This is a genomic window from Mycoplana rhizolycopersici, assembly GCF_013378445.1.
Taxonomy (GTDB): domain Bacteria; phylum Pseudomonadota; class Alphaproteobacteria; order Rhizobiales; family Rhizobiaceae; genus Mycoplana; species Mycoplana rhizolycopersici.
The window spans coordinates 93762-107907 of sequence record NZ_JABXYK010000013.1 but is presented as its reverse complement, the minus strand read 5'-3'; the positions used below and the strand labels follow the sequence as shown (position 1 = coordinate 107907).

General features: G+C 63.5%; 15 protein-coding genes. 14 read left to right on the top strand and 1 reads right to left on the bottom strand.

Annotated features, from left to right (window positions below; translation table 11 throughout):
* The first annotated feature begins 94 nt into the window (after positions 1-94).
* The 7 genes from HV823_RS19530 (at position 95) to HV823_RS19500 (ending at position 6364) form a co-directional block, all read left to right on the top strand.
* Entirely contained in the window at positions 95-1066 is a 972-nt protein-coding gene (locus HV823_RS19530) for a thiamine pyrophosphate-dependent enzyme (RefSeq protein WP_176951422.1), read from the top strand.
* 2 nt (positions 1067-1068) lie between these two features.
* On the top strand, positions 1069-2043 hold the full coding sequence (locus HV823_RS19525; protein ID WP_176951421.1) for an alpha-ketoacid dehydrogenase subunit beta: 975 nt from the start codon (positions 1069-1071) through the stop codon (positions 2041-2043).
* A gap of 12 nt (positions 2044-2055) precedes the next feature.
* Positions 2056-3390 (top strand): acetoin dehydrogenase dihydrolipoyllysine-residue acetyltransferase subunit, encoded by a 1335-nt coding sequence (locus tag HV823_RS19520; RefSeq protein WP_176951420.1) that lies wholly within the window; start codon positions 2056-2058, stop codon positions 3388-3390.
* Between the two features lie 78 nt (positions 3391-3468).
* Positions 3469-3792: an NIPSNAP family protein gene (locus HV823_RS19515; RefSeq protein WP_176951419.1), complete on the top strand. Its 324-nt coding sequence runs from the start codon at positions 3469-3471 to the stop codon at positions 3790-3792.
* 2 nt (positions 3793-3794) lie between these two features.
* Positions 3795-4649: a hypothetical protein gene (locus tag HV823_RS19510; protein WP_176951418.1), complete on the top strand. Its 855-nt coding sequence runs from the start codon at positions 3795-3797 to the stop codon at positions 4647-4649.
* A 10-nt stretch (positions 4650-4659) separates the two neighbouring features.
* Positions 4660-5583, top strand: coding sequence for a 3-hydroxyacyl-CoA dehydrogenase NAD-binding domain-containing protein (locus tag HV823_RS19505; RefSeq protein ID WP_176951417.1), 924 nt, complete (start codon positions 4660-4662; stop codon positions 5581-5583).
* Positions 5584-5608: 25 nt separating this feature from the next.
* On the top strand, positions 5609-6364 hold the full coding sequence (locus HV823_RS19500) for an SDR family oxidoreductase (RefSeq protein WP_176951416.1): 756 nt from the start codon (positions 5609-5611) through the stop codon (positions 6362-6364).
* A 6-nt stretch (positions 6365-6370) separates the two neighbouring features.
* Here the strand turns inward: HV823_RS19500 and HV823_RS19495 are convergent, their stop codons facing one another.
* Positions 6371-7132: an NAD(P)-binding domain-containing protein gene (locus HV823_RS19495; protein WP_176951415.1), complete on the bottom strand. Its 762-nt coding sequence runs from the start codon at positions 7130-7132 to the stop codon at positions 6371-6373.
* 107 nt (positions 7133-7239) lie between these two features.
* Here HV823_RS19495 and HV823_RS19490 point away from each other — a divergent pair, with 107 nt between their 5' ends.
* The 7 genes from HV823_RS19490 to HV823_RS19460 all read left to right on the top strand — a co-directional run bounded on the left by HV823_RS19490 (position 7240) and on the right by HV823_RS19460 (position 14136).
* On the top strand, positions 7240-7998 hold the full coding sequence (locus HV823_RS19490; protein ID WP_176951414.1) for a GntR family transcriptional regulator: 759 nt from the start codon (positions 7240-7242) through the stop codon (positions 7996-7998).
* Between the two features lie 147 nt (positions 7999-8145).
* Positions 8146-9255, top strand: coding sequence for a branched-chain amino acid ABC transporter substrate-binding protein (locus HV823_RS19485; protein WP_176951413.1), 1110 nt, complete (start codon positions 8146-8148; stop codon positions 9253-9255).
* A gap of 156 nt (positions 9256-9411) precedes the next feature.
* Positions 9412-10362: a branched-chain amino acid ABC transporter permease gene (locus HV823_RS19480; protein ID WP_176951412.1), complete on the top strand. Its 951-nt coding sequence runs from the start codon at positions 9412-9414 to the stop codon at positions 10360-10362.
* On the top strand, positions 10362-11357 hold the full coding sequence (locus HV823_RS19475) for an ABC transporter permease subunit (protein ID WP_176951411.1): 996 nt from the start codon (positions 10362-10364) through the stop codon (positions 11355-11357). Before HV823_RS19480 ends, HV823_RS19475 begins: the two co-directional genes overlap by 1 nt.
* Positions 11354-12184, top strand: a complete 831-nt coding sequence (locus HV823_RS19470) for an ABC transporter ATP-binding protein (RefSeq protein WP_176951410.1) — start codon at positions 11354-11356, stop codon at positions 12182-12184. The genes HV823_RS19475 and HV823_RS19470 overlap by 4 nt, the downstream gene beginning before the upstream one ends.
* Entirely contained in the window at positions 12108-12857 is a 750-nt protein-coding gene (locus HV823_RS19465) for an ABC transporter ATP-binding protein (RefSeq protein ID WP_246301795.1), read from the top strand. The genes HV823_RS19470 and HV823_RS19465 overlap by 77 nt, the downstream gene beginning before the upstream one ends.
* Positions 12850-14136 (top strand): NAD(P)/FAD-dependent oxidoreductase, encoded by a 1287-nt coding sequence (locus HV823_RS19460; protein ID WP_176951409.1) that lies wholly within the window; start codon positions 12850-12852, stop codon positions 14134-14136. Before HV823_RS19465 ends, HV823_RS19460 begins: the two co-directional genes overlap by 8 nt.
* Positions 14137-14146 lie beyond the last annotated feature (10 nt).

Sequence of the window (14146 nt, the reverse complement as noted above, 5' to 3'; positions counted from 1 at the left end):
CCCCTTTTTCAATTGACCACATCCAATCTTGCAGAAGCCCTTGCAAAGTGTCGACACTTTTGTATTAAATTGCTGCATGCATTTGGAGGCATCCGTGAAGAACACACCTTCAGTAGAAGAGCATCTGGAAATCTACCGGAAGATGCTGCTGGTCCGGCATCTCGAAGAGGGCCTCGGCGCCCTTCACAAGGAAGGGCGCACGCGCGGCCCGATCCATCGCTGCGATGGGCAGGAGGCTGTCGGCGTTGCCGCTACCGCCGTGCTTGAAGCCGGCGACAAGGTGGCGACCACCCACCGCGGTCATGCCGTCTACATCGGCAAGGGCATGAATCCCTATCCGGTTATCGCTGAAATCTTTGGCCGTGCCACCGGCGCCTGCGCCGGCCGCGCCGGTCACATGCTGGTCGCTGATGCGGACAAGGGCGTCATCGGCGGCAACGCCATCGTCGGCGCCGGTATTCCGGCAGCCGCTGGCATGGCGCTTTCCATGCAGGTGCTCGGCCAGAAGAACGTCGCCATGTGCGTATTCGGCGATGGTGCGGCCCAGACCGGCATCTGTCACGAAGCGATGAACATGGCCGGGCTGTGGAAGCTCCCCGTCGTCTTCGTGCTGGAACACAACCAGTTCGGCCTCACGGTTCCCTCCGACGTCCAGTCGCCTGTCGAAGACCTTTCGGTCCGCGCGGCAGGATATGCGATGCCGGCCGAGATCGTCGACGGCAACGACGCGGTCGCGGTCTATCGCGCCGTTTCTTCGATGGTCGATCGCGCCCGCCGCGGCGAAGGTCCCGGCATGGTCGAGTGCAAGACCTACCGCCTGGAAGGCTTCTCCACCTCCGACATGGGCGGCTACCAGAAACCGGAGGATATCGCCTCCTGGAAGGAGCGCGACCCGCTGCTCGTTTCGCGCAAGGCGCTTCTGGGCGAAGTCGGTGAGAACAGGCTCGCCGCAATCGAAGCTGCGGCAAAGGCGGAAGTCGATGCGGCCTTCGCAACTGCGCTTTCCGATCCGATGCCGGAGTTCAGCATCGACGAAAATTGCAATCCCTACAGCGAGGCGCTCTGAACATGGCCCTTATGCGATATGCCGAAGCGCTCAACGCCGCGCTTCGCGAGGAAATGCTGGCTGATCCGTCCGTCTTTCTCTTCGGCGAGGACATAGGCCGCTATGGCGGTGTCTTCAAGGTGTCGAAAGGCCTGATGGAGGAGTTCGGCGAAAGCCGCGTTCGCGACACGCCGATCTCGGAGCAGGCGCTGACGGCCATGGCGGTCACGGCCGCGATGACCGGCACTCGGCCGGTGCTGGAGATCATGTATGCGGACTTCGTTCCGCTGACGCTCGACGCCCTGGTCAACCAGGCTTCGATCTACAACTACATCTGGAACGACCAGGTGAAGATGCCGTTCGTGCTGCGCACGCAGGGCGGCGGCGGCGCGGGCGCCGGGGCGCAGCATTCAAAGGCGCTGGATTCGATGCTCGCCCATATCCCCGGCATCAAGGTGGTCGCACCGTCGACGCCGGCCGATGCGAAGGGCATGCTGAAGGCGGCGATCCGCGATGACCAGCCGGTCGTGTTCCTGGAGCACAAGCTTCTCTACAACATTCGTGGCGAAGTGCCGGACGGCGACGTGACCGTGCCGCTCGGAAAGGCGGCGACCGTGCGCGACGGTAATGACGTGTCGATTTTTGCCACCTCGAAGATGGTCGTGGAAGCCAGGAAGGCAGCCGAACTTTTGGCCGCGGACGGTGTCTCCGCAGAAGTCATCGACCTGCGCTCGCTGCGCCCGCTCGACGTCAATGCCATTGTCACCTCGATCGCCAAGACGCACCATGCGGTCGTCGTCAACGAGGGCTGGCGCTTCTGCGGCTACGCGGCCGAATTATCGGCGACGATCATGGATCACGCATTCGACGAACTCGACGCGCCGGTTGCGCGCGTGACGCTGCCCGACATGCCGATCCCCTATTCCGAACCGCTTGAAGTGGCGATGCTGCCCAATGCGGAAAAGATCCGCGCAGCCGCGCTCGCAACGCTGAAGTAACGGAGACGCGGAATGGCGAACCATCCGATCAGCATCGAAAGCGCCGGCGGCGAGTACATGGAGTCCGTGCTCGTCCTCGACTGGGCGGTGAAGCCCGGCGAGCCGGTGAAGGCCGGCCAGCTGATTGTCACCGTAGAAACGGCCAAGGCCGCAACCGAGGTCGCAGCCGAACGCGACGGCTGGCTCGCAGAAACATTCTTCTCTGAAGGCCAGGAAGCGCCGGTCGGCGCGGTCCTGGGCACCATCTCGGATACGAAACCTGCAGATGCTTCGGCTGGCGGGCCGAAGTCCCGACCTCTGGCCGCCCCGGCGCCGGTCATGGCCGCGGCCACGGCCGAAGGTGCCTCGTCTGAGGCAGGCGCACCTGCCGCGGTGGCCGGAGGTCGGGTCATTGCAAGCCCGCTTGCGCGGCGTCTTGCAAGGGAAGCCGGCCTCGACCTTTGCGGCATTTCCGGTTCCGGTCCGCGCGGACGCATCAAGCAGCGCGACGTGGCCGCGGCCTTGTCCGCAAGGGGCGAGCAGCCGGCAATCGCTTCGCCGGTTGCTTCCGCCGCGCCGCAAGTAGCGTCCACGGCCGGGGGCGCACCGCAGGCACCGGTGGTTTCCAGCGTCACTCGCAAAGCCGATCCGGTGATCCTGCTGCACGGTTTCGGCGCCGACCGCTCGGCATGGCGGCAGGTGCTGCCGCTTCTGCCGGCCGAATTCGAGACGATCACGCTCGATCTGCCCGGCCACGGCGCAGAAACCGGCCGCTCCGCACAGGGGATCGAAGACCTGGCGCTCGACGTTTCCGACCGGATCGAAGCTCTGGGCATCGAGCGGAGCCACCTCGTGGGCCACTCGCTCGGCGGTGCCACGGCGCTGGCGTTGACCGCCCTTGGCCGTGTCGCAGTCCGGTCGCTGACATTGCTTGCTCCCGGAGGTCTGGGCCCGGAAATCAACGCCGGCTTCATCGGTGGCCTGACCCGCTCCACGACCGCCGAAGCACTGGAGCGCTGGCTTTCCGTGATGGTCGCCGACCCCAACGTGCTGCCGCAGGGCTACGCGCGTGCCGTTCTGAGAAGCATGGAGCGGAACGGACAAAAAGCGGTGCTGGCAGCCCTTGCCGAACGACTCTTTGCGGGCGGCACGCAGGCCTTCGATCTGCTGTCTGCCCTGCGGCGGGTGTCGGTGCCGACGCGCATCGTGTGGGGCCGCTCGGACCGGGTGATCCCGCATGCGCACAGTTTGCGCGCGCCCGGCTCGGCGGCGGTCCACCTGCTCGACGGTGTCGGCCACGTGCCGCAGATGGAAGCGCCCGAGCTCACCGCGCGCCTCATTGCCGAAACACTTCGGAGCGCCGGCTGACCGGCGTCGGCCAATACGTCATCGCCGTTCCGCATGTGCGGGATGGCACAGTGCCATCGATCCCGAAGGAGTACGAAAATGATCTTTGATCATCGCACCTACACGGCCCGCCCGAACATGTTGCCGCACTTTCTGAAGCTCTACGAGGATGTCGGCCTGCCGATGCAGCGCCACTATCTCGGCGAGCCGTTCGGCTTCTTCCAGACGCATATCGGCGATCTCTCCCGCACGGTCCACCTTTGGAAGTACGACAGCCTCGCCGACCGCGAGGAACGTCGCGACCGCATGGAGGCCGATCCGGAATGGCAGGCCTACCGCCGCAAGGTGATCGAGACCGACTACCTGCTCGACATGCGAAACCAGATCCTCAAACCCGTCCCCTTTTTCAATCCCGGGAAGTAAGAATGCACCTCATATTTTCGGCCGAAGGCCAGAGCTGGCCACTGCGGCTGAACGGCAACGCCGAACGCACACAGCGCGCTCTTCTGAACGCACTGCCGCTGCCGTTGCAACTCCACACACCCAAGATCGCCGGCAGCCATATCTACTGGCACGCGCCGTTTGTGGAAGATGTCGAAGGGGCGACCCATGTGCTTTCGGCAGCGCCGGGAGCGTTTCTGTACTGGCCTGTCCGTCAGTTCCTGGAAATCACCTTTGCTCCCTTGCAGGCAGAGAACGCTGAGATCACCGTACTTGGTCATCTCGATGCCCCGATCGAAGGCATCGCGGCACTGGCCAGGACGCTGAAGCACGAGCAGGGCCGCCGCATCCTGAGCGGCACGCTCGAGCGCGCCGACCGGCAATCGTCCGTACCCGAAGCAACCCAGCTTCTGCCGCCCGACATCCTGTCGGCGCGCGCGAAACTCTGGGCCGCCTGCCCGGCGGACATCGGCGGTATCACCGCCTCGCGTGCGATCATGCATCCGGCCGGGCCGGTCTTTGCAGCAGAGGCCGAAGCGCGGGTTCTTCACGAACTCCTCTGGTGGGTGCGCGCCGAGCGCGGAAAACGGGACGAAGACGTCCTGCGGCAGACGGCGGCGCTGGCGTTGAACAAGACCGCAACGCGGCTTCGCGACTTCTGCCACATGGAAGAAACGCCGGCGCTTCTGTTCCGTCTGGAAGCGGCCATGGCGGAAGACCTGCCTTTCGATTCCCTCATCGATGAAGCGATACTCGCTGCCGGCCGCATCGGCGCCTGGATCGACCTCCTGATACCGTGGAACGACCTTAACGAGGCCTTCCGCAAAGCGTTGGACTGAGGATAGGGAAATGGAAAAGCAGCCTGTCGGCATCGTTGGTTTTGGGGTGATCGGACAACGTTGGGCGGCGGCTTTTTCCCATGCCGGCCATCCCGTGCGCGTGTATGATCCGGGGGACGGCCGCACGCAGGCGTTCCGGGCCGCGCAACCGGGGCTGATGGCCGATCTGGACGCGGTTAGCGGACGGATCGCCGAGCCCGGCCCCATCGACATTTTCGCGACGCTGGCGGATGCACTTGCCGGCGTAGGTTTCGTTCAGGAAAACGGCCCGGAAGACCTCTCGCTGAAGCGGCGGCTGCTGGCCGAGATTGAGGCGCATATCGACGACGAGGTGGTGATAGCCTCATCATCTTCCGCGCTGATCGTATCCGACATGCAGGCGGATTGCCGTGTGCCCGGCCGCATCGTCCTCGGCCATCCCTTCAATCCGGTGCATCTCATGCCTCTGGTCGAAATCGTCGGCGGGCGCGACACGACCGAGACGTCGCTCCTTCGGGCGCGCACCATCTACGAAGCCATCGGCAAGAAGCCGGTCGTTCTCAACCGCGAAATCACCGGCCACCTCGCCTTGCGCCTCATGGGGGCGATGTGGCGCGAAGCGATCGCGCTCGTGCGCGACGGCGTGGCGTCCGTCGAGGATGTCGATCGCGCCTTCATGTACGGCCCGGGTCCGAAATGGACGTTGCAGGGCTCCTTCATTTCCAACCAGCTGAATGCTGACGGCATGGAGGATTTCCTCCGGAAGTACGGCCCGACCTACCAGGCGATCTGGGATACGCTTCTCGATGCCAAGCTGGACGACGAGACGATCCGCACCGTCACCGGTTCGACCGCGCAGGCCGTTCGCGGCCGCACCCAGGCGGAACTGAAGGACGACCGCGAGGCCGGTCTCGTCGGGATCCTGAAAACGATCGCCGAACGCGGCGCTCTCTGAAAATAGCAAAATTGAGGTGAAGATCATGGAATACCGTACAGCCCTCGTGACTGGCGCCTCCAAGGGGATCGGCGCTGCGATCGCCGCGGCACTGGTGAACGAAGGCCTGACGGTGCACGCATTGGCGCGTGACCTTTCGGCGCTGGAAAGTCTGGCCGCGCGGCTCGGCCCGCGCCTGAAGCCTCTGGCGGCGGATGTACGCGACCATGAGGCCATCGCACGGAAACTGGACGGCGTTCCCGTCGATGTGCTCGTCAACAATGCCGGCGGGCTTGCGACCGTACGACCGCTGCACGAGCAGAGCGCGGAGGAGACGGCGGAGGTGGTGTCGCTGAACCTGACAGCCCCGCTGCAGATGATCCGCCTGGTCCTGCCGGGCATGATTGAGCGAGGGCGCGGGCACATCTTCAACCTCACGAGCACGGCGGCCGGTGCGGTCTTTCCCGGAACGACGACCTACGGCGCTGCGAAGGCGGGCCTGTCCCAGGCCGGGCGTATCCTGCGTTACGACCTCGCCGGAACGGGCGTCCGGCTGACGGAGATTGCTCCGGGCCGTGTGGAAACCGACTTCTACATGAAGGCTTTCGACGGCGATCGGGAACTGCTGCGAAACCGGATGTATACGCGGCAGCGTCCGCTCGGACCCGAGGACGTCGCGGCGGTTCTTGTCTCGGCGCTCCGCCTGCCTGATCATGTCGACGTTGCGGAACTGGTGGTCACCCCGAGCGAACAGGCTGCTGGCGGGCACACCTATCCCGATGCGCCAAAACGTCAGTCCTGAAGCCTGTCAAGCCGGCCCGCTTTCCCGGATGAGGCGCGCATGCACTGCCTCGCAGGCCTCCTGCCAGAGCGCAGCCTGACCACCTGAGGCGAGGACGTCGAGCCCCAGTTCGGTAATGCCGCCGGGTGTCACGAGATCGGCGAGGAGCGCGCCCATCGGATCGGGCTTTTCATCGATCAAGCGGCCTGCGGCCACGAACGTCAGAGCAACAAGGCGGCGCATCGCCTGCGCGTCGGCGCCCTTTTGCGCGGACCATTCCGCAGTTCGCCGGATCAGGTCCTGGGCCCAGCCATAGACGGCGGCGTTGACGGTGGCGACCTCGAAGTCAGCCTCGCTTGCGAGCGGTATCACGGGCCCCAGGCGCTCCAGAACCATGTTGGCCTCGGCTATCTCGGGAAAGCAAACCGTCGGGCTTGCATTGATCTCCGCGGCAGTCAGCGGCATCGCTCTGACAGCCCGCGCCGGCGCGACCGGCAGGCACTCGAGCGCAACGCCGGCACATGCTGATATGACGACATGCCCCATTCGCCACGGCAGGTCGGCGACGGCGGCCGAAGCGTCTGCCGGACGGACCGCAAGCAGGACGACGTCGGCCTTCTCGACGAGCGCCCGGTTGTCGGCGGCCAGCGGAATTGCGTGTCGGGCCGAAAGCTCCCGCCCCTTCCCGCGTGGAGACAGAAGAACGCTCGCCGGGTCAAAACCCGACTTCAGCAAGCCCGTGAGCATGGTCGCGGCGAGATGCCCTACGCCAAGGATACCAAGTATCATCGTCAACTCCTCAAGGACGTGCCGCGGCTTGCCAACCGCATGAAACTGGGGGAAAGGTGCATTACAATCTGTCGACAAAGCGCAGACTGAAACGCGCCGGAGGCCCTATGAACGAACGATCCGAAATCATTGCCCTGAGCGATCCGCAGACCGAGGGCGAGACGCGCAGATCGGCAGACAGCAGCGAGCGGGCGTACAATACGATCCGCAAGCTTCTGGTGGAATTCAAACTGAAACCCGAGGAGCGCATCAACGAGGTGCAGCTTTCCCGCAGCCTCGGCGTATCCCGCACGCCGATTCGCGAGGCCCTGAACCGCCTCGCCTCGGAGGGGTTCGTTTCTCTGACGCCGAACAGGGGCTTTTTCGTCCGCAGCCTCAGCACCGAAGGGTTGCTCGACCTCTACGAGTTGCGCACCATCATCGAATGCGCCGCCTTCAGGCTGATGTGCCAGCGCGCAGAGGACGATCAGATCGAGCGGCTGCGCGCCTACTGGACCGCCATCGTCGAGGGTTATCAGGACCACCCGCCGGATGTCATCCTTGCGGAGGACGAGGGTTTCCATCTGCTGATCGCCGAGCTTTCGGGAAATCCCGAGCTTGTTCATCAGCTGTCTTCCATCAATGCGCGCATCCGCTTCATTCGGCGCATCCAGATCGAACACCGCACGCACGACAAGGCGCAGGTCAGCTCTCACTCGGCCATCGTCGAGGCCGCGATGAACCGGGATATCGAACGCGGTGTCGAACTGCTGCGCAATCATATCGAGATGACGGTCTCCGCGACGCAGCAGGCGTTGAAGGACGCTCTGCTCAAGGTTTTCGCCCCCGGCGACGCATCCTCCAAGACGCGCCGCCGAAGGGCCTGAGGAAGAAGAACTAGCCTGCGCAAAAATTGAACGCAATAGTGTCGACACTTTCTTGACGGCGATCCAATAGTCTGCTTCCATGACGATCGGCAAGGAAACCGCATCGAGCTTCCTGGCTTGAACAGATTGCAAAAAAGGGGAACCGCCATGAAATTTGCCGCCTCGCTCTGCCTCGGCGTATCGCTACTCGCCACGCAGGCGCTCGCAGATGAAGTCACGATCGGGCTGGCTGGCCCGCTGTCCGGGCCGCAGGCCTATTTCGGCACGACCTGGCACAATGGCTTCAAGCTCTACGTCGACCAGCTGAATGCCGCAGGCGGCGTCAACGGCACGACCATCGCCATCGACCAGCAGGACGACAAGGCGGATCCGCGCGAAGGAACGCTGGTCGCACAGAAGTACTGCGACAACGATGACGTCGTGCTCGGCCTCGTCAACTTCAACTCGGGCGTCGCCCAGTCCACGCTGCCGATCTACGAGGATTGCTCTCTGCCGACCATGACCTTCGGCTCCAATCCGGCTCTGACGCAACAGGGCTACAAGTTCATGGTTCGCCCGGTTGCCAACGACCTCGCAGGTGCATTGCTGCCGGCCGAATACGCGCTTGGGGAGCTCGGCGCCAAGAAGGCGATCGTCGTCAACGACAAGCAGGTCTTCGGCCAGGGCATTTCGGAGATCTTCGCCAAGAACTTCACCTCCGGCGGCGGCGAGCTGCTGGACACACTTGCCATTGCTCCGACCGACGTCGACTTCACCGCCGTCCTGGCTCAGATCAAGAGCAAGAACCCGGATGTCATCTACGTCGGCGCCGTCATGCCGCAGTTGTCGCTATTCGCCAAGCAGATGCATGAACAGGGCGTCACGGCCACGCTGCTTGTGCCGGATGGCGGATACACGCCGGACTTCATCAGCCAGGCCGGCGAAGCCAACGTGCAAGGCACGATCGTGGCGATCCAGGTGCCGCCGATGAACGCATCCCCGGACATTGCCGCGTTCGGCAAGCTCTACAAGGAGAAGTACGGCGAGGAAGCCGGTCCCTACTCAATCTACGGCTACGTCCAGGCGCAGATCCTTGAGGAAGTGCTGAAAACCACCAAGGGCTTCAGCCGCGAAGAAATGAACGACGCCCTCCACGCCGTCAAGGTCAAGACGGCAGTCGGCGAACTGGAGTTCGACGAAGTCGGCGAGTTGAAGGTCGCCCCGTCCTACCTTTACAAGGTAGAGGGCAAGGACTTCATGATGATCGGCTCGAAGTAAGCCGCGTCAGGAGTGCATAGGCCGGAGCTATCCGGCCGATACTGTCGTCGTGCGACTGGCGCTGCCGCCAAATAGATGGCGTGCTGGTCGCACATTCCTATCCTCGTCCCGCGCCGCGAAATGCGTCGGCAGCCGGATACCTCGGACAGGACACCCATGCTGGGAACCATAATCCAACAGACGGTCAACGCTCTCACGATCGGCTCGATCTACGCCTTGATCGCCCTCGGCTACACCATGGTCTATGGTGTGCTGCGCATGATCAACTTCGCCCACGGCGAAATGTTCATGCTCGGCGCCTATGCCGCCTTTCTCGCGCTGACCCTCGTGGTCGGAGATATCGGCGCCGTCGGCGCCATCGGCCTGACGCTGGTATTTTTCGGCGCCATCGTTGCCGTCGGCTTTGTCGGCGTCGGCATCGAGAGGCTCGCATACAAGCCGCTACGCAACTCGACACGGCTCGCGCCGATGCTTTCGTCGCTCGGCGTTTCGCTTTCGCTCGTCACCGGCGTGCAGATCTTGGCCGGACCGCAGCCGGTGGGCTTTCCGAGCTTCTTCCCGACGACCCGCTTCGACGTCTTCGGCGGCACGGTCACGCTGGTGCAGATCGGAATTCTGATCGCCGCATTCATCCTGATGTTCGGCCTCTACATGCTCGTCAATCGCAGCCGCATGGGCATCATCGTGCGCGCCGTCTCCGAGAGCCGGCCAACCGCGCAGCTGCTCGGCATCAACGTCAATATGGCGATCTCGATGGTATTCTTTTCCGGCCCCCTGCTGGGTGCGGCCGGCGGCATCCTGTATGCGAGCTATTACGGGATCATGTCGCCGACCATGGGCGCGGTGATTGGCCTGAAGGCGTTTACCGCAGCGATCCTCGGCGGCATCGGCTCGATCCCCGGCGCCATGCTCGGTGCCTATATCCTCGCTTTCGTCGAGGTTGGCGGGACGGCGCTTCTGCCCGTCGTCTCCGGCGGTGTCCTCGGCACCGAATACCGTGACGTGCTTTCGTTCGCCATTCTCATCCTCGTTCTGCTCATGCGTCCGGCCGGCATCCTCGGGGAACCGGTTTCGGAGGAGAGCATGGTCTACAAGAGGGAATTCTGATGTCCGCCGCCGACACTCCCGCAGCAGCCGCGCCGCGGACGCGCAGGATCATCCCGTTCCTCGTGTTTGCGCTTGCGATTGCCCTCCTCGTCGCCACGCCGTTCCTGCCGAACTATCATATCCGGGTCATCAACGGCCTGCTGATCTACATCCTGCTCGGCATCGGCCTCAATATCGTCATCGGCTATGCAGGTCTTCTCGATCTCGGCTTCGTGGCCTTCTACGCAGTCGGCGCCTATACCTACGCGCTGCTCGCAAGCCCGCAGTTCGATCTCCACCTTCCCTTCCTGCTGATCCTCCTGATCGCGGCCTTTCTCGGCATGCTGACCGGCATATTGCTCGGCATTCCCGTCTTGAAGCTCAGGGGAGACTATCTGGCGATCGTCACCCTCGGCTTTGGCGAGATCATCCGCATCATGATGAACAACGTCGACTGGCTCACCGGCGGCCCGCAGGGCATCGCCCGCCTCGACAAGGCATCGGTGTTCGGAATCGAGTTCGCCCGTCCGGTCGAGATCTATTTCCTGCTGCTGGTGATCGTCTTCACCGTCGCCGTTCTGGTCTGGCGCATGGAGCAATCGATCCTCGGCAAGGCATGGGCCGCCATCCGGGAAGACCAGGATGCCGCGCGCGGCATTGGCATCAACACGACCAATGCCAAACTGGCTGCATTTGCGACCTCTGCCAGCATCGGCTCCATCGCGGGCGTCATCTTCGCCGCCTCGCAACGCTTCGTCAGCCCGGAAAGCTTCACGCTGCAGGAGTCGGTGCTGATCGTTCTGATGATCGTCATCGGCGGTATCGGCAATATCCTTGGCATCGTTGCGGGTGCCGCGATCCTGATCCTCCTGCCGGAAGTCCTGCGCGAGTTCGCCGAATGGCGCATTCTCTTCCTCGGCCTGCTCATGATCGTTCTCATCATCATTCGTCCGGCCGGCATCGTGCCGCGCAGCTTCGGACCGGATAAACTCATTCGGGGGCTGTTCGGAAAATGACGCTCATCTTCCAGAATATCCGCAAGCAGTATGGCAGCAACGTCGCGATCGACGACGTCTCCACAGAGTTCGTGCCCGGACTGATCCACGGCATCATCGGGCCGAACGGTGCGGGAAAGTCGACCCTGATCAACATGACGGCCGGATCGTATACCGTATCGTCAGGCGCGATCGTTCTCGATGGCAGGCAGATGCAGAGCCTGAAGAAGTACGAAATTGCCAATTCGGGAATCGCCCGCACCTACCAGAACATCCGCCTGTTCGACCAGATGACGGCGCTGGAGAACCTCGAGGTGTGTTATTATCCGACGGAAGTCGGGGCGACGTGGCGGGAAGTGCTGTGGCCGCCCTTCAGCCGGAGCCAGCGCGAGCGCAGACGCGAAGCCTGCATGGAGATACTGCGGTTTTTCAATCTGCAAGGTTACGCCACGGCCGAAGCCGGCAGCCTGCCCTACGGCCGCCAGCGCATGCTCGAGATTGCGCGTGCGCTGGTCATGAATCCGCGAGTGCTGTTGCTGGACGAGCCGGCGGCCGGCCTCAATCACCACGAGACCGCGGAACTGACGGCCAAGCTCGCCGAGCTGCGCTCGCCCGCTCGCATCATGATTATCGTCGAGCACGACATGGATCTCGTGATGACGCTCTGCGATCGCATCGTGGTCATGCATCACGGCAAACTTCTCTTCCAGGGCACGCCCGCCGAGGTGCAGGCGAATCCCGACGTGCAACTTGCCTATCTGGGGACAGCCAATGACATCGACGAAATCCGCGCCGCTGCTCAAGATCGCAGGGCTAAGCTCGGGATACGGGCGCGTCAGCGTTCTTGAAGGTATCGACCTCGAGGTCGACAACCAGGAAATCGTCGTCATCCTCGGTCCGAACGGCGCGGGAAAGACGACACTCCTGAACTCGATCTCCGGCGTCGCTCGGGCGACGACGGGAAGCATCTTATTCGACGGCAAGGACATCACCGGCGCAAAGCCCGAACAGGTCGTGCGGATGGGGCTCGTGCATTGCCCGGAGGGTCGCCGGATCTTCCAGCGTTTGACGGTCGAGGAAAACCTCGTCGCGGCCCACATCGGCCGCGCCGGAAAGAGCTTCGAAGCGCTCCGCTCTGATGTGTTCGACCTGTTCCCGGTGCTCAAGGAACGGCGCAACGGGATGGCGAGCCGCATGTCCGGTGGTCAGCAGCAAATGCTGGCGATCGGCCGCGCGCTCATGGCGGAACCGAAACTGCTGATGCTCGACGAGCCGTCGCTGGGCCTCGCCCCGAAGATCATCCACCAGATCTTCCGGATCATTCTGGATCTCTCCCAGACCGGGATCTCCATCCTGCTCGTCGAGCAGAACGTCCAGCTGGCGCTGGAATGCGGCGACTACGCCTACCTGCTGAACACAGGACGGGTCAGGGTCCACGGACCGGCGCAGGAAATCGCCCAGCATTCCGCCCTCAGCGACCACTATCTCGGTAGCGCTACCGAGGAAGTCCTTCATGTTTGAGGTGGACTGGAAGACGCCGCACCTGTGGCGCAAGACGGCAAAAGTGCGTCCTGCGTCACAGGAACTCCAGGGCGACCATCTTACGGATGTTCTTGTCGTCGGCGGCGGCTTCACGGGACTTGCGGCAGCACTCGGCGCGCGCGACAGCGGTGTCGACGTCGTTCTCCTGGAAGGAAACGAGATCGGCTCGGCGGCATCGGGACGCAACAACGGTCTCGTCATCTCCCATCATTCCAAGGCGTCCCCTTCCGAGTTCGAAACTGCATTAGGCCGCTCGATCGGCGAACGGTTCAACCGCATGGTGGCGGATTCGGCCGGCGTCGCCTTCGGCCTGATGCAGCGCTTCGGCATCGATGCCCACCAGGTGCAGGAGGGCTGGATCCAGCCCGCCCACACCGAGACGACACTTGCCCGCGCCCGAAAGTTTCATGACGAGTGGAAGGCCTTCGGTGCCAATGTCTCGTGGCTTGACCGGGAAGAGATTTCGGCGCGCATCGGCAGCCCCTATCTCGGCGGCTGGATCGTCCACAATTCCGGCCACATCAATCCCTTCGCGATGACGATCGGGCTGGCCGACGCGCTGACACGCGAAGGTGTGTCGATCTTCGAAAACTCCAGGGCGACCAGGATCGAGAAGGCGGCGTCGGGATGGCGCGTGCGCACGGCAAAGGGCAGCGTGACGGCACGGGAAGTCATACTTGCCACCAATGCGCTCACCGGTGACATATGGCCCGGCCTGAAGCGCACCTTGATCCCGTTCAAGGTGTTTCAGGCCGCCACCGATCCCCTGCCGGAGGACGTGCGGGCAAAGATCCTCGTCGGCAATCCGGCCGTCTCCGACATGCGCAACGATCTGCGCTATTTCCACTATGACTGCGACAACCGGCTTGTGAGTGGTGGCACCCATACGTTCTGGCACAACGAAGCCGACCGCGGCCTTGCCAAGGTGTCGCGAATGCTCGGCAAGGCTTTCTCCGCCTTTGGCGGCGAGCCTCGGATGAGCGAGTACTGGCATGGCACGTTCGCCGTTGTGCCAGATCGGCAGCCGCGCCTCTACCGGCTTGCGCCGGGTCTGGTCTTCGGCGGCATCTATTCCGGGCGAGGCGTCGCACTGTCCATGTCTCTGGGACAGGAGTTGGGAAGATGGGCTGCGGGACGGCGGACGGACGCGCAGATGCCCCTCCCCGTGACCGGCATGAAACCGGTTCCCTTTCATCCGATCGCAACACAGGTCGCAAACCGCATGCACGCCTGGAACCGCTTCCAGGATCGGGAGTAGGCGTCGGGCG